Below are 25,421 nucleotides of genomic sequence, written 5' to 3'. Positions count from 1 at the left end.
TGAACCGTGTCCTTGCTGGAGGGGGTGGCGGCGACGGCCGACCTTGAGATTCTAGTTCGCGCTCCGCGCGGTTCCTGCGGCGAGGGCGCGGGCGGTGCGTCCGAGCTCCTCCAGGCCGCCCTCTCTAAGCGCGCGGACGAGCGCCGTCCCGACGATCGCGCCGTCGGCGTACTCGAGCACGCCGGCGACCTGCTCGGGGTTGGAGATGCCGATGCCCACGCACGCGTGCGCTGTGCCGTGCTCGCGCAGGCGCGCGACGAGACCGCGCGCCGCGGCATCCAGCTCGGCGCGCTCTCCGGTGATCCCCATCGTCGAGACGGTGTAGACGAAGCCCGTGGACGCGCGCACGATGAGCGCGAGGCGCTCGTCGGTGGAGGTCGGCGCGGCGAGGAAGACGCGGTCGAGGCCGGTGCGCTCGCTGGCGGCGATCCACTCCGAGGCCGCGTCCGGGGTGATGTCGGGGGTGATGAGTCCCGCTCCCCCGGCCTCGCGGAGATCGTCCGCGTAACGATCCACGCCGTACTGCAGGACGGGATTCCAGTACGTCATGACGAGGACGGGGACGTCCACCCGCCGGGTGATCTCCCGCACCGCGGTGAAGGTGTCGCGCATGCGGAAGCCGCGGGCCAGGGCCTCCTGGGTCGCCTCCTGGATCACGGTGCCGTCCATCACCGGGTCCGAGTAGGGCGGCCCGAGCTCGAGCACGTCGGCACCGCAGTCGGCGAGCGTGACGGCGGCCTCGATGCTCGTCTCGAGGTCGGGGTATCCGAGCGGGAGGTAGCCGACGAAGGCTCCGCGGCCCGCGGCGTGAGCGGCGTCGATCGCTGCGGCGACCCGCGAGCTCACAGCTTCTCCCCCTCGCCCTTTGCGGCATCCTCGTGCGGCGCGGACGCGGCGGCGGCGAGGTCTGTGCCCTCGTCGTACAGCTCGAAATAGCGTGCGGCGGTGTCCATGTCCTTGTCGCCGCGGCCGGAGAGGCAGATCGCGATGATCGCGTCGGGGCCGAGCTCCCGGCCGATGCGCAGTGCGCCCGCGAGCGCGTGCGCCGACTCGATGGCGGGGATGATGCCCTCCGTCTCGGAGAGCAGCCGCAGCGCCTGCATCGCCTCATCGTCGGTCGCGGGGATGTACTCGGCGCGGCCGATCGAGGCGAGCCACGCGTGCTCGGGGCCGACGCCCGGGTAGTCCAGGCCCGCCGAGATGGAGTGCGACTCGACCGTCTGGCCGTCCTCGTCCTGAAGCACGAACGTCTTCGCGCCGTGCAGCACACCCGGCCGGCCGCGCTCGATCGACGCCGCGTGACGCGGCGTGTCGACCCCGTCGCCGGCTGCCTCCACGCCGTAGAGCTTCACGCCGTCGTCGTCGAGGAAGGCGTCGAACATGCCGATCGCGTTTGAGCCGCCGCCGACGCAGGCCATCACCGCGTCGGGGAGGCGTCCGGCCTCCTCGAGCAGCTGGGCACGCGCCTCCTCCGAGATGACCTTCTGGAAGTCCCTGACCATCGCCGGGAACGGGTGCGGGCCCGCCGCCGTGCCGAAGATGTAGTTCGTCGTCTCGACAGTGGCGACCCAGTCGCGGTAGGCGTCGTTGATGGCGTCCTTGAGGGTGCGCGAGCCGGTCTTCACCGGCACGACCTCGGCGCCCAGCAGGCGCATGCGGGCGACGTTGAGCGCCTGGCGCTCGGTGTCGACCTCGCCCATGTAGATGGTGCAGTCGAACCCGAACAGCGCCGCCGCCGTCGCCGTCGCCACGCCGTGCTGGCCGGCCCCGGTCTCGGCGATCACGCGCGTCTTGCCCAGGCGCTTGGTGAGCAGCGCCTGGCCGAGCACGTTGTTGATCTTGTGGGAGCCGGTGTGATTGAGGTCCTCGCGCTTGAGGAACACCCGGGCTCCGCCGGCGTGCGCGGCGAACCGCGGCACCTCGGTGATCGGCGACGGGCGGCCGGCGTACGAGTGCAGCAGACGCACGAACTCCGCCTGGAACGCGGGATCGGCCTTGGCCGCCTCGTACTCGGCTGTCAGTTCGTCGATCGCCGCGATGAGCGATTCGGGCATGTACCGCCCGCCGAACTCGCCGAACAGCGGCCCGGGAGCCTCACGAAGACTCATGCGCCGGCCTCCAGGAATGCGCGCAGGGTGGACACGGGATCGTTGGTCACGAGCGCCTCGCCGACCAGCACCACGTCGGCGCCGGCAGCGCGATAGTGCGCCACATCGGCGGGGACCATGACGGCCGACTCCGCGATCTTCACCGTGCCGGCGGGGATGCGCTCGGCGAGCCGTCCGAACAGGTCGCGGTCGAGCTCGAAGGTGGACAGGTCGCGTGCGTTGACGCCGATCACCGCGGCGCCGAGGTCGACCGCGCGGTCCACCTCGTCCGCGCTGTGGGTCTCGACGAGTGCGGTCATCCCGAGCTCGCCGGTCAGGGCGTACAGGCGCGACAGTGCGTCCTGCTCGAGGGCCGCGACGATGAGCAGCACGAGATCCGCGCCGGAGGCCCGCGCCTCGAGTACCTGGTACTCGGTCGCGATGAAGTCCTTGCGCAGCACCGGAAGGGTCACGGCGGACTTGACCGCCTCGAGATCGGCGAGGCTGCCCTTGAAGCGCCGCCCCTCGGTCAGGACCGAGATCGCGGATGCCCCGCCCTCCTCGTACCGGCGGGCCTGCAGCGCGGGATCGGGGATGGCGGCGAGGTCGCCGCGGGACGGGCTGGCCCGCTTGACTTCGGCGATGATCTTCACGCGGTCAGCAGGTGCGAGGGCGGCGAGCACGTCGAGTGCGGGACGCTGCGCGAGCGCCGCCGTCTCGACCGCAGCCAGGGGCCGCTCCGAGGCGCGGGCCTCGGCGTCCTCCACCGCGCCGGCCGTCAGGTCGGCGAGCATGCTCAGTGCTCTTTCGCGGTGTACTTCGAACCGCCGACGCCGTAGCCCGCCTTGGCCATCGCCCAGCCCACGATGAGGCCGACGACCAGCAGGGCCGCCGACGCCCATACCAGGGCGGGGATGTCCAGAAAGAAGAAGAGGGTGCCGAGGGAGACCGCGACGAGCATGATCACGACGGCCGTCCAGGCGGCGGGCGAGTGTCCGTGGCCGGGGTCGCCGATGTTGTTGCTCATGGATGTCTCCTCGGTGAAGCCTGGGAAGCGCGGAATACCGCCAGTCTAGCGGTCAGGCGGTCGGGTCCTGGCCACGCGACAGGTCGTCCCAATCGTCGATGGCGCGCGATCCGGCCGCGTCATGAGGTCGCGCCCCGGAGGGCGCCGACGATGCTGCGGTGTCGTCGGTGCGGTACCGGCGCCCGCTGCGCGGCCAGGTGTGGGCGGTGGCGAGGACGAAGACCCCCGTCGCGAACAGGACCGCCCAGGTCACGAGGCTCACGGCGGGCCAGGGGGTGGTTCCGATGGCCGCGATGAGCCGGGCGACGGATGCCTCGCCGGCGATGCCGGTCGACTGCGTGACGACCGAGGCGACCGCCGTGATCGGCGGTGCGAAGACGACGGGGGCGGTGAGCACTGTGAGGGCTGCCGCGATGAGCAGGGCGAGCGTGCCGAAGAGGTAGCGGAGGACCAGGCCCACGATCGACAGCGCGGCCCCCAGCGCGAGCACGGCCAGGCTGAGGGGGGCCAGGACCGGGATCGCCGACGCGCCGGGGACGTCGAGCTGATCCTGGGCGCCGTCGCGCAGGACGACGGTCAGCCACGTCTGCGTCGACGAGATGACGCCGACGGCCCCGCACAGCACCATCGCACCCACGGCGATCAGACGGGAACGACGCAGCCTCACGCGCTCGACCTCACGGTGCGACCAGGCAGCAGGCAGCGCCGCCGTTCGCGGTCACGACGCGGTTCCCGGCGGCGTCGTTCCAGTAGCCCCAGTAATCGGTGCCCGAACTGCGGACCGTGTAGCCGCCGAACCGGACCCCCTCGACCGAGACGGGGCTCCCGGCCCGGCGGATCACCAGGTGCACGTGGTCGAACGTCGCACCGCCGCCGCAGGGAACGGTCCGGCCGACGTCGCCGAGGTATGTGCCCGCGGGCACGAACTGACCGACGAGGTGGTCCTGGTAGTTGACCAGGTGGTAGTAGGTGGACTGCCACCCGTTGGCATGGTTGATCCCGAGGTACGAGCCGGATGCGCACTGCACCCGGTAGACCGTGCCGTCCGCGATCGACAGCACCCTGCGGTCGCCGCCCGCGCGGGGACCGAAGTCCAGTGCCCCCCGGGCGCCGACGGTGCCGCCCGAGTTGGCGTGTGGCGCACCCGCCGACCATCGCTGGCCGGACGCGAACGGCAGCCGCCACTGGGGCGAGGATGTGCCGGTCATGGTCGACCACACGATCGCACCGGTCGCCGTGCGCAGCATCACGTCGCCGTCGTCCTGCACGTCCAGTCCGGTGGCTGCGGTGCCCGCAGTACTGGACTGCCACGCGATCCGCCCGTCCCTCGTGTACAGCACGGCGTTGCCATCGGATCGGATGCGCAGCGCGCGCACGCCCGGGTCCGTCGTGCCGGAGGTCCACAGCGGCGTCTGGCCGCGGAAGACGCCGACACCGATGTCGGTGCGCACGCACAGACTGTAGGCCGCGCCCGGCGACGCCAGGCACGCGCCCGCCGGGACCTCGGTGTCACGGGTGAGCCGCCCGCCCGTCGCCTGCGGCAGTGTGGTCGCGACGATCGCGGCCTGTTCGCGCACCGTTTCGGAGAGCGCCTGCGGACCGCCCAGCAGCACGACCCGGCCGGGACGCAGGCGGATCAGCTCGGCGGCTGTCGGCCCGGGGATGGAATCCCGCCCGGCGAGGAGGATCGGGATGCCGCGTGCAGCAGCGGCACCGGCGAGCGCGTCGGGGAAGTCCCCGCCGCTGGCGAGGAACACGGTCGCCGCGCCCGCCGAGTAGGCGCGAGCGCTGATGGCGGCGGCGGTGCCGAACCGGTCGTCGCCCGCGACGCGTTCGACGGTCGCACCGGTGAGCGCGCGCGCACTGTCGAGCACCGCGTCGGAGAGCGCATTCGGGCCGCCCATGGCGATGATCCGGCTCGGGCGCAGCCGGAGCAGCGCCTCTTCGACCACCGGGGGCAGGAGCGCCCCCTGGGTCAGCAGGATGGGGGCCGCGTCACGGCCCGCGACCGGACCGGCCGACAGCGCATCGGGGAACAGGCCTCCGCTGGCGAGGTAGACGGTGGACGCTCCCGCCGGATAGATCGCCTGGCTGATCAGTGCGGCAGTCTCGAACCGGTCGGCGCCGGCGATCCTCGTGACCTCGGTCGGAGTGAGCTCCTGCAGACCGTCGACGACGAGCGGAGAGACGGCCGCTTCGCCGCCGAGCACCACGATGCGGGCCGGCTGAAGTCGGCGCAGTTCCGCGATCGTCGAACCGGGCAGGTCGTTCTGCGCCGTCAGCAGCACCGGCGCCCCCTGGGCGGCTGCTGCAGCGGCACCGGCCAGCGCGTCGGGGAAGCTGGTGCCGCTGGCGACGTAGACCAACGGCGGTCCGGGGGCGAACGTCGAGGCGCTGATGCGCGCGGCCGTCTCATAGCGGTCACCGCCGGCGATGCGATCGGCGGTCGCCGTCGCGGCGACGGCCGCGTCCGTCGGGGCCGCCAGCTGCAGCCCCGCCACGGTGAGAACTGCGGCCAGCGCCACAGCGACGAAGCGGTGGCGACGCGCCGACCTCACTTCGCACCGCTCAACTGGGTCACCGGCTCCAGGTCGTCCGCGTCGAAGCACGTCCGCGTGCCGGTGTGGCAGGCGGGGCCGACCTGCTCGGCCTCGATCAGCACCGCGTCGCCGTCGCAGTCCAGCCGCGCGCCGCGGACGAGCTGGATGTGGCCGGACGTGTCACCCTTGCGCCAGTACTCCTGGCGCGACCGGGACCAGAAGGTGACCCGGCCCTCGGTGAGCGTGCGGCGCAGGGCCTCGGCATCCATCCATCCGAGCATGAGCACCTCCCGGGTGTCCCACTGCTGGATGATCGCCGCGACCAGGCCGTCGCGGTCGAACCTCACCCGCCCGATCCGCTCGTCGACCGTGTCGCTCATGCCGCCACCTCTCGTACCGCGATGCCCTCTGCCATCATGGCGGACTTGACGTCCCCGACGGTGAGCTGGCCGGAGTGGAAGACGGATGCCGCGAGCACGGCGTCGGCGCCCGCAGCGATGGCGGGGCCGAAGTGGGCGGCATTGCCCGCGCCGCCCGAGGCGATCACGGGCACGCTGGACAGTTCCCGCATCAGGCCGACCAGCTCCAGGTCGAAGCCCTGCTTTGTGCCGTCGGCGTCGATCGAGTTCACCAGCAGCTCGCCCGCGCCCCGCTCGATGGCCTCGCGCGCCCACGCGAGTGCGTCCAGCGTGGTCTCGGTGCGGCCGCCGTGCGTGGTCACCACGAAGCCGGACTCCGTCTCCGGCGAGCGCTTGACGTCCAGCGACAGCACCAGCACCTGCGCGCCGAACCGGTCGGCGATCTCGTCGAGCAGCGGCGGGCGGGCGATCGCGGCCGAGTTGACGCCGATCTTGTCGGCGCCGACGGAGAGGAGGCGGGCGACGTCATCCGCCGAGCGGACGCCACCGCCGACGGTGAGCGGGATGAAGACCTCTTCGGCGGTGCGTCGCACGACGTCGTAGGTGGTGGAGCGCTCGTCGACCGTCGCGGTCACGTCGAGGAACGTGATCTCGTCGGCGCCCTGGCGGAAGTACTCCCGTGCGAGCTCGACGGGATCGCCCATGTCGCGCAGATTCTGGAAGTTGACGCCCTTCACGACGCGGCCGGCGGCGACGTCGAGACACGGGATGACGCGGCAGACCAGGCCCATCAGAGCCTCGCGTTGTGGATCGCCGTGACGAGGATGGCGCGGGCGCCGATCGCGTAGAGCGCGTCCATCACCTGGTTCACACCCTTCCGGGCGACCATGACGCGCACCGCGACCCACGCGGGGTCGCGCAGCGGCGAGATCGTCGGCGACTCGATGCCGGGGGCGATCTTGACGGCGTCATCCACCAGCTCGGCCGGGAGGTCGTAGTCGACCATCACGTACCGCCGCGCGACCATCACGCCGCGGAGGCGACGGAGCAGGGTGCCGGTGCCCTCCGCCTGGGTGGGCGATGTGATCAGGACCGCCTCGGACTGCAGCAGCACCGGGCCGAAGATCTCCAGTCCCGCCTGGCGCAGCGTGGTGCCGGTCGAGACGACGTCGGCGACGGCGTCGGCCACGCCGAGCCGCACGGCCGACTCGACCGCACCGTCCAGCGGCACCAGGTCGACCGCGACGCCGCGATCGTCGAGGAACGCGTCGACGAGCCCGGGGTAGGCCGTCGCGACGCGGAAGCCCTGCAGGTCCTCGACGTCGGCGAACCGTCCGGGCGGCCCCGCGAAGCGGAATGTCGAGTCCCCGAAGCCGAGGGCCTCGACCTCTCGCGCACCCGGCATGCGGGCATCGAGCAGCAGGTCGCGGCCGGTGATCCCGACGTCCAGCGCGCCGGAGCCGACGTAGGTGGCGATGTCCTTGGGGCGCAGGTAGAAGAACTCGACCTCGTTCTCAGGGTCGATGACGTGAAGGTCCTTGGGGTCGCGCCGACCGATGTAGCCGGCTTCGTGGAGCATCTCAGAGGCGGTCTCGGCGAGCGAGCCCTTGTTGGGCACGGCGATTCGCAGCATGGGCGGGGCTTTCGGTTCGAGGGCGGACGGGGGCGCGCGCTCAGAGATGTCGGTAGACGTCTTCGAGGGTCAGCCCCTTCGCGAGCATCAGCACCTGGAGGTGGTACAGCAGCTGCGAGATCTCCTCGGCTGCGGCATCCGCCGACTCGTACTCGGCCGCCATCCAGACCTCGGCGGCCTCCTCGACGATCTTCTTGCCGATCGCGTGGACGCCCGCGTCCAGCTGTGCGACGGTGCCCGACCCCTCGGGGCGCTCGGCTGCTTTCGCGGCGAGCTCGGCGTACAGCGCGTCGAACGTCTTCACCACGCCAGCGTACCGTCCGGGCGGGATGCCTCGCCGACGCGTGACCGCGGTCAGTGCACGTGGTGGGCGGCGGCCGCCTCGCGCAATCCGATGATCGCGCCGGCCGGGTCGCCGGCGCCGAACACCGCGGATCCGGCGACGAACGTATCGGCGCCCGCCTCGGCGGCCTGGGCGATGGTGCTCTCGCCGATCCCGCCGTCGACCTGCAGCCACACCGAGGACCGGCGCCGGTGCGCCTCGTCGGCCAGCCGGCGCAGCTTGGGCATGGTCTCGGGCATGAAGGACTGCCCGCCGAAACCCGGTTCGACGGTCATGACGAGGATCTGGTCGAAGTCCTCGAGCAGGTCGAAGAGGCTCTCCACGGGCGTGGCGGGCTTCACCGCGACACCGGCGCGGGCGCCGATGCCGCGCAGCCGGCGGGCCAGCGCGACCGGCTCGGTCGCGGCCTCGAGGTGGAACGTGACCGAGGCGGCCCCCAGCTCCGCGTAGCCCGGTGCCCAGCGGTCGGGGTCGGTGATCATGAGATGCACGTCCAGCGGCACCGGGCTGGTGGCCTGGATGCGCTCGACCATCTGCGGCCCGAACGTGAGGTTGGGCACGAAGTGGTTGTCCATGACGTCGACGTGCACGAAGTCCGCGGTGGCGATCCGGGCCAGCTCCGCCTGCATGTTGACGAAGTCGGCGGCCAGGATGCTGGGGTTGATGCGGATGCCGCCCGCGCGGCCGGTCTCGTCGTTCGGGAGCACGGCTCCATTATGGTCGAGCCGTGGATCCCATCACGGCGCTGCTGCACGAGGCACTGGAGGACGTCCGCCCGCAGACGGGCGGTGCCACCGCGGACTACATCCCGCAGCTCGCAGCCGCCGACCCGGATCGGCTGGCGCTGGCTGTCGTGGGCCCCCGCGGACGGGTGCGCGCCGTCGGGGACGCCGACCACGAGTTCACCATCCAGTCGATCTCGAAGCCGTTCGTGCTGGCGCTCGCCCTGGCGGACCGCGGACGCGACGAGGTGATGCGCAGGGTCGGCGCCGAGCCGAGCGGAGAGCCGTTCAATGCGATCAGCCTCGAGGCCGGAACCGGCCGCCCCGCCAACCCGATGGTCAACGCCGGTGCCATCGCGACGTCGGGGCTGATCCCCGGCGGCGGCGTCGACGAGCGGACGGCACGCATCGTCGACGGTCTCTCGGCGTTCGCCGGACGCTCGCTGTGGGTGGACGAGCAGGTGTACGCCTCGGAGTCCGCCACCGGCGACCGCAACCGCGCGCTGGCGCATCTCCTGCGATCGCACGGGATCATCGACGGTCCCGTCGACACCGCCGTCGAGACCTACTTCCGGCAGTGCTCGGTGCTGGTGACGGTGCGCGACCTCGCCGTCATGTCCGCGACCCTCGCCTTCGGCGGGGTGAACCCCGTCAACGGCGACCGGGTCGTTCCCGAGCCCGTTGCGCGCGACGTGCTGTCGATCATGACCAGCTGCGGCATGTACGACTACTCCGGTGAATGGCTGCTGCGGGTGGGGCTGCCCGCCAAGAGCGGAGTGAGCGGCGGCCTCCTGGCCGTCGCACCCTCGCAGTTCGGGGTCGCGGCCTTCAGCCCTCGCCTGGACGAGCACGGCAACTCCGTGCGCGGCATCGCCCTGCTCGAGGCGCTCTCCGAACGATTCGGCATGCACCTGCTGGAGCCGCACGACAGCGTCGCGGTCCCCGCATTCACGGTCGAGGACACCGATCGCGGCCGGGTGCTGCGCCTCTCGGGCGAGCTCGGGCTGGCGGGGATGGAGCGGGTGGTCGCGGTGCTGCGGGAGGTCGCGGAGGCGATGCCCGACGGGGCCGAGGTGACCGTCGACGCTCGCGCTCTCGGCCGCGCGCACGACGCGGCGCTCGTCGCGCTGCGCACCGAGTTCGAGCAGATGCCGCACTCGATCCGCCTCGCCGATTGACCGGGACGCCGCCGGCGTCGAGGTCAGACGCGCCGCAGCAGCGACACCGACATGGCGTCGGTGTTGTGCCGGTGCGGCCAGAGCTGCGCCCGCCCGCTCTCGTCGGACTGCCGAGGCAGGCCCGGGTCCGCGGACGACAGTGCGGTGATGACGTCGCGGGCCGAGAGCTCCTCGAGCGCGCTGTCCCACTCCCTGAGGATGTCCGCCACGACGCCGGAGGTCTCGGCGAGGTGCGGTGAGCACGTCACGTACGCGACGACGCCTCCCGGCTTGAGGGCGGTCACCGCGGCGTCGAGCAGCTCGCGCTGCAACTCGGTCAGAGCGGGCACGTCGCTGGGCGCCTTGCGCCACCGGGCTTCGGGGCGGCGCCGCAGCGCGCCGAGACCGGTGCACGGGGCATCCACCAGGATGCGGTCGTAGGTACCCGGAGCATCCCCGGCGCGGGTGCGACCGTCCTGCTCCGAGACCGTGACCCCCAGTGGCACCCCGGCCAGCGCCTGACGGACCAGGCCCGCCCGCGTGGGCGAGATCTCGTTCGCCTCGAGCGACGCCCCGTGCGCGAGCGCCTCGGCCGCCAGCACGGCGGTCTTGCCGCCGGGTCCGGCGCACAGGTCGAGCCAGCGCTCCCCCGCCGACACCGGCATCGCCCGCGTCAGTGCGAGCGCGGCCAGCTGGGAGCCCTCGTCCTGGACGCGGATGCGCCCCCCGCTGGCGCTCACCAGGGTCTCGGGGTCGCCGCCGCCCAGCCGGAAGCCGATCGGCGAGAAGGGCGTCCGCCTCGCCTCCTCGGGCACGTCGGCGAGCTCCGGGAGCGCGGCCATCGTGACGCGCGGCGAGGCGTTGTCGGCGGTGAGCAGGGCTTCCAGCTCGTCGGCGCGCCCCTCCGCGGCGAGGGCACGGCGGAACGCCCGCACGACCCAGACGGGATGGGAGAACAACAGGCCGAGCTGCTCGTCGTCCGAGCGCGCGCTGGCGGCCACGTGGGTCATCCAGTCGCCCGGGGTGTCGCGCGAGACGCGCCGCAGCACCGCGTTCGCGAACCCGGCCGCACCCCGGCCCCCGGCGGAGCGGGCGAGCTCGACGGACTCGTTCACCGCGGCGTGCGAGGCCACCCGGGTCGACAGCAGCTGGTGGACGCCGAGGCGCAGCGCGTCCAGAACGGCGGGGTCGATCTCGCCGATGGGCCGGTCGGCGGCGATGGAGATCACGGCGTCGTACGTGCCCTGCCGCCGCAGCGTCCCGTAGGTGAGCTCGGTCGCGAGCGCGGCGTCGGCGCTCGACAGCCCCGCGCGGGTGATCGCCGTGGGAAGCAGGAGATTCGCGTACGCGTCCGATTCGTGGACCGCCCGGAGGGTGTCGTAGGCGACGCGGCGCGCGGCGACGGTGCGGCTCACGATCCGGCCACCGCGTCGCCGGCGCGGCGACCCCGCCACCAGTCGGCTGCCCGCATCGCACCCTTGCCGGCCGGCTGCACGGTCTCGAGCACAACGGGGGCCGAGCCCGTCCCGGCGAGCACCTGGCGGCCGTGCAGGGCGAGTGCTCCCGGGGCGAGGACCGGCGCGTCGTCGGGCGCCGCGGCGACCGCGAGCACCTTCAACCGTGCGCCGTCGATCGTCGTGTGCGCCCCGGGCTCGGGGGTGACGCCGCGGATGCGTCCGAGGACCGCCGGCCTCGGATCCTCCCAGCGGATGCGGCCGTCGTCGTCGCCGAGCTTCCCGGCGTAGGTGACACCGCCCTCCTGCGGTCGTGCGCTGGCCGTCCCGGCCGCGATGGCGTCGACCACTTCGGCCAGCAGCCCCGCGCCGGACTCGGCGAGGGACGTCAGAAGGTCTCCGGCGGTCGCGTCTGCCGGGATCGACACGGCGCGCTGGCCGAACACGTCTCCCGCGTCGAGCTCGGCGACGAGCTGGAACACGCTGGCGCCGGTCTCGGCGTCGCCGGCGATGAGCGCCTGCTGAACGGGCGCCGCACCCCGCCAGCGCGGAAGCAGCGAGAAGTGCAGGTTGATCCAGCCGTGCTCGGGGGTCGACAGGAGCGGCTCGCGCACCAGGCCGCCGTAGGCGACGATGACCCCGAGGTCGGGGGCGAGAGCGGCGACCTCGGAGGTCACGCCGGCGTCCAGTCGATCCGCTCGGATCACCCGGAGTCCCAGCTCGTGCGCGGCCGCGGCGACGGGCGACGGCGTGAGGACGCGTCTTCGCCCGACGGGCGCGTCGGTGCGGGTGATGACGGCGACGATGTCGTGAGCGGATGCCGCGAGCCGGCGCAGCGACGGCACAGCCGGCGCCGGGGTGCCGGCGAAGACGAGGCGCATGAAGCTCCTGAGCAGGTCAGAGATCGAGATCGGGCACGTCGACCCGAACCTTCAGTGTATGGGCGGCGGCCGGGGCGCGACCCTTCGCGGGACGCCGGCCCTTGACCGCCTCGCTCACCACAGAGGCGCGCAGGCTCGCCGCGACCCGCGCTCCGACGGCGTAGTCGAAGCGGACCAGGGCACGCACCCCCTCTCCGCGCGGGACGGGCCCGAGCACCGCCTCCGCGTCGAGCTCCGGCACCGCGCGGCGCAGGTCCGCGAGCGCGGCGTCCACGGCACGCCGCTGGCCGTCGACGGCCGCCACCCGCACCGCGGGCGGCATGCGCAGGGGCGTCCGATCGGCCAGTTCCGCGCGCGCGTACGCCGCCTGCGTCCACGTCGCGAGCGCACGTGCCACGTCGCCGGTGACGCCCACCAGGTGCACCGGCGCTCCGGGCGCCGCGAGCGCGGCCGCGTTGGACCACCAGCGCAAGCACGATTCACCGATGCGCAGGTCGTCGGCCATCAGCATCCGGTCGCCGTCCAGCAGGATCACCGCCCGGTAGCCGCCGAGCGCGAGCGGCTCCGCGCCGCGCGTCGACACGACGAGGGCGGGACGGGCGTCGACCTGTGTGACGGGGTGATCGCCGTCGGCGACGACGACGCGGGTGCCGGGGAACGCGCGCCCGAGTTCGTCGGCGGTGCGCTCGCTTCCGGCCGACGCCATCCGCAGCATCGCCGAGGTGCACTCCGGGCACGTCCAGGCGTGGGCGGCGCGCCCGCACCATGAGCACGTCGGCACAGCACCGTGACGGGCGGCATGCAGCGGCCCGCCGCAGGAGGGGCAGCGGGCAGGATGCCGGCACGCCGCGCACACGAGGACCGGGGCGTAGCCCGGCCGGGCGACCTGGACCAGCACGGGCCCCTCCGCGAGTGCCTCGCGCGCGGCTGCGAACGCCGAGGAGGGGATCCGCGCCGCCCGCGACTCGCCTTCGCGCGTGGAGGTGAGCACCACCCGCGGGCTCACGCGCCGCGCAGCCGGAAGGTCTCGCACCCAGCCCACCGCCACCAGGCGTTCGACATCGGTGGTGCGGGTGTGTCCGGCGAACAGGAGCGCGCTGCCGTCGAGCTCCTGGCGCAGGAGCGCGGCGTCGCGGGCGTGGACACCGGGACTGAGCGGTTCGCCGAGCAGCGGGTCGCCGTCGTCCCACAACGCCACCAGGCCCGGATCCGAGACGGGCGCATAGACGGCGGAGCGGTTGCCGATGACCACGCACGGCGCGTCGCTCAGGGTACGCAGGAAGGCGGCATAGCGGGCCGGTCCGCTCTGCCGCGCGTCGTCGCGGACGAGCGCTCCGCTGGGGATGCGCGCTTCCAGCACGGCCTCGAGCTGTGCGCGATCTCGGTGGTCGGGCACGGCCAGCACGACGCTGCGCCCGCCGGCCAGCACGTGCGTCGCAGCCGCGCCAAGCAGCACCGCCCACGATCCGATCGCACGGGCGTCATCGAGCCGGGAGGGGATGGGCGGCGCGTCGACGGCCAGGCGCTCACCGTCGTCCAGCGCCTCCGCCAGCCCCGGATACGCCGCCAGCACCCCATCCGCCCACGCGAGATCGGTGGGGTCGACTGTCGGGCGCGCCGGCGGGTCCGCGGCCAACCAGGCTTTCTCGGCACGCACCATCCGCCTGGGGATCGCGAGCCGGAGGATGTCGCCTGCCGAGCCCGCCGCGCGGTCGGCGGCCCTGCGGGCCAAGGCGTACAGCGACGGCGGCAGCACCCGCACCGGCGACACCACCGCCTCGAGCTGCGAGAGGGGCCGGCTCTCGGCATCCGGCTCCCCCAGATCGACGAGCAGCCCGTCGACCACGCGGCCCGCGCTCCGCAGCGGAACGCGCACCCGCACGCCGGGAACCGCCTCCGTCGCGAGCGCGGCGGGAACCTCGTAGTCGAACAGCCGGTCCAGTTGAGGCAGCGGCGAGTCGATCAGCACGCGGGCCACGCGGCGTCCGCTCTGCGCGCCCGCCGGCGCGGAGCCCTCGTCGTCCACCGCCGTCACGCGGGCGCGGTCAGAGCCCGGCGGCCGCGCGCAGTGCGTCTGCGCGGTCGGTGCGCTCCCACGTGAAATCGGGCAGCTCTCGCCCGAAATGACCGTAAGCCGCCGTCTGCGCATAGATGGGGCGGAGCAGGTCGAGCTGGTCGATGATGGCCTTGGGGCGCAGGTCGAACACCTCGAGGATCGCGTCGGTGATGACCTCGTCGGCCACTCTGCCCGTGCCGAACGTCTCGACGTACAGCCCGACAGGCTTGGCCTTGCCGATGGCGTACGCGACCTGCACCTCGAGCCGCTCGGCGAGACCGGCGGCGACCGCATTCTTGGCGACCCAGCGCATCGCGTAGGCAGCGGAGCGGTCGACCTTCGACGGGTCCTTGCCGCTGAACGCGCCGCCGCCGTGCCGGGCGGCGCCGCCGTAGGTGTCGATGATGACCTTGCGGCCTGTCAGGCCGGCATCGCCCTTGGGGCCGCCGATGACGAACGGGCCCGCGGGGTTGATGTAGAACTTCACGTGGGGAAGGTCGAGCCCCGTCGCCTCGAGCACCGGGTCGATCACCTCGGCCCGGACCGCCGCGCGCAGCGCCTTCTGCGAGATGTCGGGGTGGTGCTGCGTCGAGAGCACGACGGAGTCGACGGTCTTCGGAGTGTGCCCGTCGTAGCCGAGCGTGACCTGGGTCTTGCCGTCGGGACGCAGGAACGGCAGCTCGCCCGAGCGGCGCACCTCGGCGAGGCGCTCGGCCATCCGGTGCGCCGTCCAGGCTGCCATGGGCATGAGCTGCGGAGTCTCGGTGGTCGCGTAGCCGAACATGATCCCCTGGTCCCCCGCGCCCTGCAGGTCGTGGGGGTCTTCCGAGCCGTCCTCGCGCCGCTCGAACGCCTTGTCGACGCCGGCGGCGATGTCGGAGGACTGCGCACCGATCGAGACGCTCACGCCGCACGAGTCGCCGTCGAAGCCCGTCTCGCTCGACGTGTAGCCGATGCGGTTGACGACGTCGCGGACGATCGCGGGGATCTCGACGTAGGCCGAGGTCGACACCTCGCCCGCCACGTGGACGAGACCGGTCGTCACGAGCGTCTCGACCGCGACCCGCCCGTCGGCGTCCTCAGCGAGGATCGCGTCGAGGATCGAGTCGGAGATCTGGTCGCAGATCTTGTCGGGGTGCCCCTCGGTGACGGACTCGGAGGTGAACAGACGCAGTTCGGTCATCGATGCTCCCGTTGTCGGCCTCGCGCAGACGCCGGCGCGAGGGGGCGGACACCAGTATGCCCCCGGCGGCGGACATCTCCGCCGACGGGGGCATCACGGCGAAATCAATCACTCCAGGTGGCGAAGGCGCAGCTTGTCCTCGTGGATCTCGTGCAGCGCGATCGTCAGCGGCTTGTCCTCCACGGTGGAGTCGACCAGCGGACCGACGTTGTCGAAGAGGTTGCCCTCGTGCAGGTCGGAGTAGTAGTCGTTGATCTGGCGCGCACGCTTGGCGGCGTAGATCACGAGCTGGTACTTCGAGTCGACCTTCTCGAGCAGGCTGTCGATGGGGGGCTCGATGATGCCCTGGTTCGTTCCGGCCATGGCGAAACCTCCTGGATCGGATGGAAGGAGTGGGAGTCTGCGGGCCTCGGGTGCCGAGGCATCCCACCAGTCTACGGGACGGGGCGCGCCGCGTGCGCAAGGGCGGCCACCTCAGCGGCGGCACGGGCGACGTCGTCGTTGACCACGCGGTAGTCGAACTCATGCTGCGATGCCAGCTCGGTCTTCGCGGTCCGCAGGCGCCGCGACCGCTCCGCGGCATCCTCGGTGCCGCGACCGACCAGACGCTGCACGAGCTCGTCCCAGCTCGGCGGCAGCAGGAAGACCAGGGTGGCCGTCGGGTCGGCCTCGCGCACCTGCCGTGCGCCCTGCAGGTCGATCTCGAGCAGCACCGTCCGGCCCGCGGCGAGAGCCTCCTCGATCGGCCGGCGAGGCGTTCCGTAGCGGTGGGCGTTGTGGACCGTGGCGTGCTCGAGGAGCTCGCCCTCGGCGACCATGCGGTCGAACTCGGCGTCGTCGACGAAGAAGTAGTGCTCGCCGTCGGTCTCACCCGGCCGGGGCGCGCGGGTGGTCGCCGAGACCGAGAGGTGGATCTCGGGGTGGTGCTCCTTGATGTGCGCGGCGACCGTCCCCTTGCCGACCGCGGTCGGACCGGCGAGCACGATGAGGCGGCTGCGGCCGCCGCGGGGCTCGAGCTCCGGCCAGCGCTCGTCCAGGAAGCGCCGCAGATCCTCGCGCTGGCGCGAGCCGAGCCCGCCCAGTCGCTTGACCGGCGAGATCTCCAGCTCGTGCAGGATGCGATCGCGCTTGCCCTCGCCGATCGCGGGGATCGCGGTGAGGAACTCGGGCACCCGCATGGCGCCTGCGGGGGACGCGGGGTCGGCGAGGGCGCGGCGCAGGAGCTCCTGCGGCGTGATCACCCGCATCGCGACGTCCTTCTTGAGGGCGGCGCGCTCGCGGCGGGCGGCGACGGCACGGCGGGAGGCCGCCGCGCGGTCGACCTCGGGAGGGGTGCGCGAATCGGGCATGTCATTCACCACGGTAGAGAAGGGCGCGCTCGGATATGCGCGCGGCGAGCCGGTCGGGTCCGGCAGCCAGGATGCTGCGGCTCTCCGACGCTACCACCGCTTCGGACAGCGCGCCGTAGCGCGCGCGAAGCTGATGCGGCTCTGCCCCCTGATGACCGAAGCCCGGACCGAGGATCGGTGCCACCGGCGAGAACGGCCCGAGGCCGGCATCCGTCCACTCGACAGTGCCGCCGATGACGAAGCCGAGGCTCCCCCACTGACCGTCCGAGGTCGCGGCCGCGTTCCGATCGGACACCTCCCGCACCACTTCGGCGGAGACGGTGTCGCCGCCCGCGGTCCGCGCGCGCTGGAGCCCAAGCGCCTCGGAATTGCTCGTGGCAGCCAGCACGAAGACACCCTTGCCGTGGCGGTGAGCGAGTTCGAAGGTGCCCTCGAGTGCGCCGACGCCGAGGAACGGGCTGACCGTCACCGCGTCCGCCTCCAGCGGCGAGTCCGGTGCCAGCCACGCCGCCGCGTAGGCGTCCATCGTCGAGCCGATGTCGCCGCGCTTGGCGTCGGCGATGACGATGAGGCCGGCCGCGCGGCCGGCGGCGAGCACGTCCTCCAGCGCCGCGATGCCCGCGGAGCCGAAGCGCTCGAAGAACGACACCTGCGGCTTGACCGCGGCCACGCGGCCGGCCGCGGCCTCGACCACCCGGAGGCCGAACTCACGCGCACCGGCGGCCGTGGCATCCAGACCCCACTCGGCGAGCAGGTGCTCGTGCGGGTCGATGCCGACGCACAGCTGCCCGTGCGCCGTCATCGCCGCACGGACCCGCTCGCCGAACGGGGTCATGCGCCCGCCCGCCGATCGGTGGCATACTCCTGCAGACTCTTGACGTCGAACCCGTCCCGCAGCACGGGCAGCGCGCTGACCGCCGCGCCGAGGACCGCCATGGTGGTGAAGAGGGCCTTGTCACCGGCGACGGCCGCCGCGCGGATCTCGTACCCGTCGGCGCGCGCCGCTCCGCCGGACGGCGTGTTCACGACGATGTCGATCTCACCGGCGTTGATGAGGTCGACGACGTTCGTGCCGCCCGTCGCGTGGGTCTCGGAGTACTTGCTGACGACGTCCACGGCGATCCCGTTGCGGGCCAGGATCTCGGCGGTGCCCTCCGTGGCGACGAGGTCGAAGCCGAGCTCCTGCAGGCGGTGGGCGGGCAGGATGACGGCTCGCTTGTCGCTGTCGGCCACCGAGATGAACACCGTGCCCGACTGAGGCATGCCGCCGTACGCGGCCTCCTGCGACTTCGCGAACGCGGTCGGGAAGTCGCGGTCGATCCCCATCACCTCGCCCGTCGAGCGCATCTCCGGTCCGAGCACGGAGTCGACGGTCTGGCCGTCGGCCGTGCGGAACCGCTTGAACGGCAGCACCGCCTCCTTGACGGCGACCGGCGCATCCAGCGGCACGCGCGAGCCGTCCTGCTCCGGCAGCAGACCCTCGCCGCGCAGCTCGGCGATGGTCGCGCCGGCCATGACCCGTGCGGCGGCCTTGGCGAGGGGTATCCCCAGCGCCTTGGAGACGAACGGCACCGTGCGGCTGGCACGGGGGTTGGCCTCGATGACGTAGAGCACGCCGGCCGAGATGGCGAACTGGACGTTCAGCAGGCCGCGCACGCCGACGCCCTCCGCGATCGCGCGGGTGGCCTCCCGCACGCGGTCGACGTCGGTGCGGCCGAGGCTCACCGGCGGGAGCGTGCACGACGAGTCGCCCGAATGGATGCCGGCCTCCTCGAGGTGCTCCATGACGCCGCCGATGTAGAGCTCCTCGCCGTCGAACAGCGCGTCGACGTCGATCTCGATCGCGTCGTCGAGGAACCGGTCGACGAGCAGCGGAAGACCGGGCCCGATGATGGCCTGGTCGGCGATGCGGACGAAGTAGTCCCGCAGCGACTCGGTCGAGTAGACGATCTCCATGCCGCGGCCGCCCAGCACGAAGCTCGGACGCACCAGCACGGGGTAGCCGATCTCCTCGGCCACGGCGACGGCGCCCTCGACGTCGATCGCGGTGCCGTTGCGGGGAGCGACGAGGCCCGCGTCGTCCAGCAGGCGCGAGAACAGCTCGCGCTCCTCGGCGAGGTCGATCGCGGCGGGCTTGGTGCCGAGGATCGTGTAGCCGGCCTCCTCGATGCCCTTGGCCAGACCCAGCGGGGTCTGACCGCCGAGCTGGCAGATGACGCCGAGGATCCTCCCCGACCGGGATTCCGCGTGCAGCACCTCCAGCACGTCCTCGAGCGTCAGCGGCTCGAAGTACAGGCGGTCGGAGGTGTCGTAGTCCGTCGACACCGTCTCGGGGTTGCAGTTCACCATGATCGTCTCGAAGCCGGCGTCGGCCAGTGCGAACGACGCGTGCACGCACGAGTAGTCGAACTCGACGCCCTGGCCGATCCGGTTGGGGCCGGAGCCGATGATGACGACCTTGGTGCGGTCGGACGGCGAGACCTCGGTCTCGGCGTCGTAGCTGGAGTAGTGGTAGGGGGTCAGCGCCGGGAACTCACCCGCACACGTGTCGACGGTCTTGTAGACGGGTCGCACGCCCAGGCCGTGGCGCACGCCCCGCACCTCGGCCTCCGAGTCGCCGCGCAGCTGCGCGATCTGCGCATCGCTGAAGCCGTGCTCCTTGGCGATGCGGAGGGTGGCGGCATCCAGCTCTCCCGCCTGGCGCACGAACTCGGCCACCTCGTTGATGAGCACGATCTGGTCGAGGAACCACGGATCGATCTTCGTGGCCTCGAACGCCTGCTCGACCGTCGCGCCCTTGCGCATCGCCTGCTGCAGCACGACGATGCGCCCGTCGGTGGGCGTCCTGGCGATCTCCAGCAGCTCCTCCGCCGAGCGCTCCTCGTCGCCCCAGTGGAAGCTGGAGCCGCGCTTCTCCAGTGATCGGAGCGCCTTCTGGAGCGCGGTGGCGTAGTTGCGGCCGATAGCCATCGCCTCGCCCACCGACTTCATGGTGGTGGTGAGGGTGGTGTCGGCGGCGGGGAACTTCTCGAAGTTGAAGCGGGGGACCTTGACGACGATGTAGTCGAGCGTCGGCTCGAAGCTCGCCGGCGTCACCTTCGTGATGTCGTTCGGGATCTCATCCAGCCGGTAGCCGATCGCGAGCTTGGCGGCGATCTTGGCGATCGGGAAGCCCGTCGCCTTCGACGCCAGCGCGGACGAGCGCGACACGCGCGGGTTCATCTCGATGACGATGACGCGGCCCGTGGCCGGGTCGACGGCGAACTGGATGTTGCAGCCGCCGGTGTCCACGCCCACGGCTCGGATGATGTCGATGCCGATGTCGCGGAGCTTCTGGTACTCGCGGTCCGTCAGCGTCAGCGCGGGCGCCACGGTGATCGAGTCGCCGGTGTGGACGCCGACCGGGTCGACGTTCTCGATGGAGCACACGACGACCGTGTTGTCGGCGGTGTCGCGCATCAGCTCGAGCTCGTACTCCTTCCACCCGAGGATCGACTCCTCCAGGAGCACCTCGCTGGTCGGCGAGTCGTGCAGGCCGGCGCCGCCGATGCGTCGCAGGTCCGCCTCGTCGTAGGCGAAGCCCGATCCCAGTCCGCCCATGGTGAAGGAGGGGCGCACGACGAGCGGGTAGCCGAGCTTCTCGGCCCCGGCGAGGAGATCCTCCATCGAGTGGCAGATGACGGACTCGGCGACGTCGGCGCCGGCCTCCAGGACCAGCTCCTTGAAGACCTGCCGGTCCTCGCCCTTGCGGATCGCGTCGACCTTCGCGCCGATGAGCTCGACGCCGTACTTCTCGAGGATGCCGCGGTCGTGCAGGGCCATCGCGGCGTTGAGGGCGGTCTGCCCGCCGAGCGTCGGCAGGATCGCGTCGGGCTTCTCCTTCGCGAGGATCGTCTCGATCACCTCCGGGGTGATCGGCTCGATGTACGTGGCGTCGGCGAAGTCGGGGTCGGTCATGATGGTGGCCGGATTCGGGTTGACCAGGATGACGCGGATGCCCTCCTCCCGCAGGACGCGGCAGGCCTGGGTCCCCGAGTAGTCGAACTCGGCGGCCTGGCCGATGACGATCGGACCCGAACCGATGACGAGGACGGAGTGGATGTCGTCGCGCTTAGGCATTCTTCTTCGTCTCCAGGGTCGCGACGACCAGGTCGCGGAAGCGGTCGAACAGGTAGTTGGCGTCGTGCGGGCCGGCCGCGGCCTCGGGGTGGTACTGCACCGAGAACGCGGGGATGTCCAGGGCGCGGAGGCCTTCGACCACCCGGTCGTTCAGCCCGACGTGGCTCACCTCGATCCGGCCGTACCCGTGGGGGCTGTCGAACTCGCCCTCGATGGGGGCGTCGACGGCGAAGCCGTGGTTGTGCGCCGTGATCTCCACGCGACCGGTCGCCTTGTCCAGGACCGGCTGGTTGATGCCGCGGTGCCCGAAGGGCAGCTTGTAGGTGCCGAGGCCGAGTGCCCGCCCCAACAGCTGGTTGCCGAAGCAGATGCCGAAGAACGGCAGGCCGTCATCGAGCACTCCGCGCAGCAGCTCGACGTGGTCGCCGGAGGCCGCCGGGTCGCCGGGGCCGTTGGAGTAGAACACCGCGACGGGGTCGATCGCGCGGATCTGCTCGATGGTGACGTCCTGCGGCAGCACGTGCACGTCGAACCCGCGAGCCGCCAGGTTGTCGACGGTGGCCTGCTTCACGCCGAGGTCGAGCACGGCGAGGTTGCCGATCCGCTCCCCCGCCGCCGCGGTCACCTCGACGGCGGCGACCGAGACCTGGGCGGAGAGGTTCCGTCCTGCCATCTCGGGCGCCTCTCGGACGAGGCGCAGCTGCTCCTCCGGGTCGATGCCCGCGGCGTCGCCGGAGAAGATGCCGCCGCGCATGCTGCCCGCCGAGCGGATGTGGCGGGTGACGGCGCGCGTGTCGATGCCGCTGATGCCCACCACGCCGTCGCTCGTGAGCGCGTCGTCCAGCGACTCCTCGGCTCTCCAGTTCGAGACCACGCGCGAGGGATCGCGCACGATGTAGCCCGACACCCAGATGCGTCGCGACTCGGTGTCCTCGCCGTTCATGCCGGTGTTCCCGATGTGCGGCGCCGTCTGCAGCACGATCTGGCCGGCGTACGAGGGGTCGGTGAGGGTCTCCTGGTAGCCGGTCATCCCGGTGGCGAAGACGACCTCGCCCAGTGTCGTGCCGATCGCCCCGTAGGCGCGGCCGACGTGGCGGGTCCCGTCCTCGAGCACGAGGACGGCCGGGTCGGTGTGGAAGAGGGGGGTCATGCGCGGGTTCCCGTCTGGGTCGGCGGAAGGATGGCGGCCACGGCGTCGGCGAGGGCGCGGGCCGAGGCATCCTGGGGTCGGAAGTAGGAGTCGACGACGGTGCCGTCCTCGAGTCGCCAGGAGAGGCGGACCAGGCCGTGGCGCTCGACCACCCGGTCGATCGCGACGGTCGCCTGCGCGACATCCTGGATCCGATCGGCGGCGAGGAAGAGACGGGCCTGGCCGGTGAGATCGAGGGCGACGCCCGCATCCGTGACGGTCACGTCGCACCGCGAGCGGAAGCCGAGGCCGTCGATCGCCAGCCGCTCCAGCGGGTCGCCGTGGCGCGTGGTCGCCACGTACAGTGCCGGCCAGGCCGAGCGTGTGGCCGCGCCGGCGGGGATCTCCCCCACCGGTGCGTTCAGGCGCGCGTCGCGCCGGGATCGCCGTCGCCACGCCCAGACGAGCACGCCCAGCAGCACGACCGTGACGGCCACGATGATGGCCAGCGCGCCTTCGCGCGTCATGCCCGCACCCCCGGCGACTCCAGCACGGCGCCGTCGGCGACGGTCACGGTGCCGCGGTGCACCGTCCACCGCACCTCGCCCGGCAGCTCCCGCCCGAGATAGGGCGAATTGACGCTGCGGCCGCGGAGGTCGTCGGTGCGGAAGGGGCGGCGGGGCGAGGGATCGTAGAACGTGAGGGACGCCGGCTGGCCGGCGGTGAGCGGTGTGCCGTGCCCGGAGAGCCGGCCGATGCGCGCGGGCTCGCGCGACATGACGCGTGCGACGTCGCCCCACGTGATCAGCTCCGTGTCGACCATCGCTTCCTGCACGACCCGCAGGGCGCTCTCGAGGCCGACCATGCCGTTGGCGGCGGCGTGCCACTCGCACGCCTTCGCCTCGGCCGGGTGCGGCGCGTGGTCGGTCGCCACGATGTCGATCGTGCCGTCGGCGAGTCCCTCGCGCACCGCGAGCACGTCCTCCTCTCGGCGCAGCGGCGGGTTCACCTTGAAGCGCGCGTCGTAGTCGCGCACCAGCTCGTCGGTCAGGAGCAGGTGGTGCGGTGTGACCTCCGCGGTCACGTCCACGCCGCGCTTCTTCGCCCAGCGGATGATCTCGACCGACCCGGCCGTGGACAGGTGGCAGACGTGCAGGCGCGAGCCCACGTGCTCGGCGAGGAGCACGTCGCGCGCGATGATCGACTCCTCGGCGACGGCGGGCCAGCCTGCCAGTCCCAGCTCCGCCGACACGGCGCCCTCGTTCATCTGGGCGCCTTCGGTCAGCCGCGGGTCCTGCGCGTGCTGGGCGATCACGCCGTCGAAGGCCTTCACGTACTCGAGGGCGCGCCGCATGATGAGCGGATCCCAGACGCAGAAGCCGTCGTCGCTGAAGACGCGCACGCGGGCGCGGGAATCCGCCATCGCACCGAGCTCGGCCAGACGCTCGCCCCGCTGTCCGACGGTGACCGCCCCGATCGGCTGCACCGTGACGAAGCCGGCCGCCTCGCCGAGGGCGAGCTCCTGCTCGACGACGCCCGCGGTGTCGGCGACGGGCGAGGTGTTGGGCATCGCGAACACGGCGGTGTAGCCGCCGGCCGCGGCGGCGCGGGATCCGGTCAGGATCGTCTCGGATGCCTCGTAGCCGGGCTCGCGCAGATGCGTGTGCAGGTCGACCAGGCCGGGCAGCAGCACCAGTCCGTCGACATCGACCGTCGTCGCGCCGGCCCGGCTGAGCCCGGGACCGATCTCGGCGATCACCCCGTCCGAGACGATCACGTCGGCAGCGCCGCTCCCCTCGATCAGCGCTCCGCGGAAGTGCAGGGTCTCGCTCATCGGGTGTTCTCCTTCGCTGTGCGATCCGCGTCCGGGACGTCGGTTGCAGGCATGCTGTCGGCCGTGGTGCGCTCCGCTCCCGCCAGCAGCAGGTAGAGCGCGGCCATGCGCACCGAGACGCCGTTCGTCACCTGCTCGAGCACGGTCGAGCGTGGCGAATCGGCGGCTTCGGCGGAGATCTCCAGGCCCCGGTTCATGGGCCCGGGGTGCATGACGATGCTATCGGCTCCGAGCGCGGCCAGACGGCGCGCGTCCAGGCCCCAGCGGCGCGAATACTCCCGTTCAGTCGGGAAATAGGCCGCATTCATCCGCTCCAGCTGGATGCGGAGCATCATGAGGGCGTCGGGGCTCGCGGAGAGGGCCTCGTCGAGGTCGTAGACGACCGTGACCGGCCAGTTCGACACGTCCTGGGGAACGAGGGTGGGAGGGGCGACGAGCGTCACCTCGGCGCCGAGCGTGTGCAGCAGCCAGACGTTGGAGCGCGCCACGCGGGAGTGGAGGATGTCGCCGACGATGGTGACCTTCACGCCGGCGAGGTCCCGACCGCGGCTGCCCGAGCCGAACCGGCGCTTGCGGATGGTGAACGCGTCGAGCAGGGCCTGCGTCGGATGCTCGTGCGTGCCGTCGCCGGCGTTGACGACTCCGGCGCTGATCCATCCGCTGGTGGCCAGGGTGCGCGGCGCGCCGGAGGCGCCGTGGCGGATGACGACGGCATCCGCCCCCATCGCCTGCAGGGTCTGCGCGGTGTCCTGCAGCGACTCCCCCTTCGAGACGCTGGAGCCCTTCGCAGAGAAGTTGATCACATCCGCCGACAGCCGTTTGGCAGCGGCCTCGAACGAGATGCGGGTGCGGGTCGAGTCCTCGAAGAAGAGGTTCACGACGGTCTTGCCGCGCAGCGTCGGCAGCTTCTTGACCTCGCGCTGCTGCGTGTCGGCCATGTCCTCCGCGACGTCGAGGATGCGCAGGGCTTCGTGGCGGCCGAGTGTCTGGGTGTCCAGCAGGTGCCTCATGACTCGATCGTCACCTCCTCGCGCCCGTCGGTCTCCTTCAGCCGCACATTCACGCGCTCGTCCCGCGCGCTCGGGAGGTTCTTGCCCACGAAGTCGGGCCGGATCGGCAGTTCCCGGTGGCCGCGGTCGACGAGTGCGGCCAGGCGCACGGCTGCCGGTCGCCCGATGTCCTGGAGGGCGTCCAGCGCGGCGCGGATGCTCCGGCCGGAGAACAGCACGTCGTCCACGAGAACCACGATCTTGCCGTCGATCCCGCCTGCGGGGATCTCGGTGGGCTGCGGCGCGCGCGTGGGGTTGCGGTGGAGGTCGTCCCGGTACATGGTCACGTCCAGCGCGCCCACGGCGACCGATGCCCCGCCGAACTGCTCGACGAGTGCGCCGATACGGAGTGCGAGGGTGACGCCGCGGGTCGGGATGCCGAGGAGGACGAGGCCGTCGGGGCCCCGGTTGGACTCGAGGATCTCATGCGAGATCCGAGTCAGTGCCCGGGCGATATCGGCCTCGTGCAGCACGGTGCGCGTGCTCATCCGGCTCCCTT

Annotated in this window: 25 protein-coding genes; 1 reads left to right on the top strand and 24 read right to left on the bottom strand. The window is 72.3% G+C overall.

What is annotated here, in order from left to right:
- Positions 1–51: 51 nt before the first annotated feature.
- Genes trpA through rpe form a run of 11 tightly spaced genes read right to left on the bottom strand, consistent with a single transcriptional unit; the run spans position 52 to position 8,696 of the window.
- The gene (gene trpA, locus IR212_RS08305; protein ID WP_194398426.1) at positions 52–846 is read right to left on the bottom strand and encodes a tryptophan synthase subunit alpha; all 795 of its coding nucleotides are present in this window, start codon (positions 844–846) and stop codon (positions 52–54) included.
- Positions 843–2,108, bottom strand: coding sequence for a tryptophan synthase subunit beta (gene trpB / locus IR212_RS08300; RefSeq protein WP_194398425.1), 1,266 nt, complete (start codon positions 2,106–2,108; stop codon positions 843–845). The genes trpA and trpB overlap by 4 nt, the downstream gene beginning before the upstream one ends.
- Positions 2,105–2,881 carry an indole-3-glycerol phosphate synthase TrpC gene (trpC, locus tag IR212_RS08295; protein ID WP_194398424.1) on the bottom strand — a complete coding sequence of 259 codons (777 nt, stop codon included), beginning with the start codon at positions 2,879–2,881 and terminating at the stop codon, positions 2,105–2,107. The genes trpB and trpC overlap by 4 nt, the downstream gene beginning before the upstream one ends.
- A 2-nt stretch (positions 2,882–2,883) precedes the next feature.
- Positions 2,884–3,114, bottom strand: a complete 231-nt coding sequence (locus IR212_RS08290; RefSeq protein ID WP_194398423.1) for a DUF6704 family protein — start codon at positions 3,112–3,114, stop codon at positions 2,884–2,886.
- A gap of 52 nt (positions 3,115–3,166) precedes the next feature.
- The gene (locus IR212_RS08285; RefSeq protein ID WP_337907631.1) at positions 3,167–3,781 is read right to left on the bottom strand and encodes a Trp biosynthesis-associated membrane protein; all 615 of its coding nucleotides are present in this window, start codon (positions 3,779–3,781) and stop codon (positions 3,167–3,169) included.
- A 10-nt stretch (positions 3,782–3,791) separates the two neighbouring features.
- A complete protein-coding gene (locus tag IR212_RS08280) occupies positions 3,792–5,639 on the bottom strand; it encodes a cell wall-binding repeat-containing protein (RefSeq protein WP_194398422.1) in 1,848 nt (615 codons plus the stop codon).
- A gap of 29 nt (positions 5,640–5,668) precedes the next feature.
- Positions 5,669–6,034: a phosphoribosyl-AMP cyclohydrolase gene (hisI, locus tag IR212_RS08275; protein ID WP_194398421.1), complete on the bottom strand. Its 366-nt coding sequence runs from the start codon at positions 6,032–6,034 to the stop codon at positions 5,669–5,671.
- On the bottom strand, positions 6,031–6,804 hold the full coding sequence (gene hisF / locus IR212_RS08270; RefSeq protein WP_194398420.1) for an imidazole glycerol phosphate synthase subunit HisF: 774 nt from the start codon (positions 6,802–6,804) through the stop codon (positions 6,031–6,033). The genes hisI and hisF overlap by 4 nt, the downstream gene beginning before the upstream one ends.
- A complete protein-coding gene (gene hisG / locus IR212_RS08265; protein ID WP_194398419.1) occupies positions 6,804–7,646 on the bottom strand; it encodes an ATP phosphoribosyltransferase in 843 nt (280 codons plus the stop codon). Before hisG ends, hisF begins: the two co-directional genes overlap by 1 nt.
- A gap of 40 nt (positions 7,647–7,686) precedes the next feature.
- The gene (locus IR212_RS08260) at positions 7,687–7,950 is read right to left on the bottom strand and encodes a phosphoribosyl-ATP diphosphatase (protein ID WP_194398418.1); all 264 of its coding nucleotides are present in this window, start codon (positions 7,948–7,950) and stop codon (positions 7,687–7,689) included.
- A 50-nt stretch (positions 7,951–8,000) separates the two neighbouring features.
- Positions 8,001–8,696, bottom strand: coding sequence for a ribulose-phosphate 3-epimerase (gene rpe, locus IR212_RS08255; RefSeq protein ID WP_194398417.1), 696 nt, complete (start codon positions 8,694–8,696; stop codon positions 8,001–8,003).
- Between the two features lie 20 nt (positions 8,697–8,716).
- Between rpe and glsA the strand changes: the two genes are divergently transcribed.
- Positions 8,717–9,889: a glutaminase A gene (gene glsA, locus IR212_RS08250; protein ID WP_194398416.1), complete on the top strand. Its 1,173-nt coding sequence runs from the start codon at positions 8,717–8,719 to the stop codon at positions 9,887–9,889.
- Between the two features lie 23 nt (positions 9,890–9,912).
- On the opposite strand, the gene IR212_RS08245 is transcribed toward glsA, so the two are convergent.
- From IR212_RS08245 to pyrR, 13 genes are all read right to left on the bottom strand, one after another.
- Positions 9,913–11,283, bottom strand: coding sequence for an RsmB/NOP family class I SAM-dependent RNA methyltransferase (locus IR212_RS08245; protein WP_194398415.1), 1,371 nt, complete (start codon positions 11,281–11,283; stop codon positions 9,913–9,915).
- Positions 11,280–12,203: a methionyl-tRNA formyltransferase gene (gene fmt, locus IR212_RS08240; RefSeq protein ID WP_194398414.1), complete on the bottom strand. Its 924-nt coding sequence runs from the start codon at positions 12,201–12,203 to the stop codon at positions 11,280–11,282. The genes IR212_RS08245 and fmt overlap by 4 nt, the downstream gene beginning before the upstream one ends.
- 16 nt (positions 12,204–12,219) lie before the next feature.
- Entirely contained in the window at positions 12,220–14,238 is a 2,019-nt protein-coding gene (locus tag IR212_RS08235) for a primosomal protein N' family DNA-binding protein (RefSeq protein WP_228479549.1), read from the bottom strand.
- 10 nt (positions 14,239–14,248) lie between these two features.
- Entirely contained in the window at positions 14,249–15,442 is a 1,194-nt protein-coding gene (gene metK, locus IR212_RS08230) for a methionine adenosyltransferase (RefSeq protein ID WP_194398412.1), read from the bottom strand.
- A gap of 108 nt (positions 15,443–15,550) precedes the next feature.
- Entirely contained in the window at positions 15,551–15,805 is a 255-nt protein-coding gene (gene rpoZ, locus IR212_RS08225) for a DNA-directed RNA polymerase subunit omega (RefSeq protein ID WP_194398411.1), read from the bottom strand.
- Positions 15,806–15,876: 71 nt separating this feature from the next.
- Positions 15,877–16,791, bottom strand: a complete 915-nt coding sequence (gene gmk / locus IR212_RS08220) for a guanylate kinase (RefSeq protein WP_194398410.1) — start codon at positions 16,789–16,791, stop codon at positions 15,877–15,879.
- Position 16,792: 1 nt separating this feature from the next.
- Positions 16,793–17,626, bottom strand: a complete 834-nt coding sequence (gene pyrF, locus IR212_RS08215) for an orotidine-5'-phosphate decarboxylase (protein WP_194398409.1) — start codon at positions 17,624–17,626, stop codon at positions 16,793–16,795.
- On the bottom strand, positions 17,623–20,910 hold the full coding sequence (gene carB, locus IR212_RS08210; protein WP_194398408.1) for a carbamoyl-phosphate synthase large subunit: 3,288 nt from the start codon (positions 20,908–20,910) through the stop codon (positions 17,623–17,625). Before carB ends, pyrF begins: the two co-directional genes overlap by 4 nt.
- Positions 20,903–22,060 carry a glutamine-hydrolyzing carbamoyl-phosphate synthase small subunit gene (gene carA / locus IR212_RS08205; RefSeq protein WP_194398407.1) on the bottom strand — a complete coding sequence of 386 codons (1,158 nt, stop codon included), beginning with the start codon at positions 22,058–22,060 and terminating at the stop codon, positions 20,903–20,905. The genes carB and carA overlap by 8 nt, the downstream gene beginning before the upstream one ends.
- Positions 22,057–22,566: a PH-like domain-containing protein gene (locus IR212_RS08200; RefSeq protein ID WP_194398406.1), complete on the bottom strand. Its 510-nt coding sequence runs from the start codon at positions 22,564–22,566 to the stop codon at positions 22,057–22,059. The genes carA and IR212_RS08200 overlap by 4 nt, the downstream gene beginning before the upstream one ends.
- Complete coding sequence (locus IR212_RS08195) at positions 22,563–23,873, bottom strand: dihydroorotase (RefSeq protein WP_194398405.1); 1,311 nt, start codon at positions 23,871–23,873, stop codon at positions 22,563–22,565. Before IR212_RS08195 ends, IR212_RS08200 begins: the two co-directional genes overlap by 4 nt.
- Positions 23,870–24,883: an aspartate carbamoyltransferase catalytic subunit gene (locus IR212_RS08190; RefSeq protein WP_194398404.1), complete on the bottom strand. Its 1,014-nt coding sequence runs from the start codon at positions 24,881–24,883 to the stop codon at positions 23,870–23,872. The genes IR212_RS08195 and IR212_RS08190 overlap by 4 nt, the downstream gene beginning before the upstream one ends.
- A complete protein-coding gene (gene pyrR / locus IR212_RS08185; protein WP_194398403.1) occupies positions 24,880–25,410 on the bottom strand; it encodes a bifunctional pyr operon transcriptional regulator/uracil phosphoribosyltransferase PyrR in 531 nt (176 codons plus the stop codon). The genes IR212_RS08190 and pyrR overlap by 4 nt, the downstream gene beginning before the upstream one ends.
- Positions 25,411–25,421 lie beyond the last annotated feature (11 nt).

The sequence above is a fragment of the Microbacterium atlanticum genome (genome assembly GCF_015277815.1).
GTDB classification, from domain to species: Bacteria; Actinomycetota; Actinomycetes; order Actinomycetales; family Microbacteriaceae; genus Microbacterium; species Microbacterium atlanticum.
This window is presented reverse-complemented; position numbering and strand designations above follow the sequence as displayed.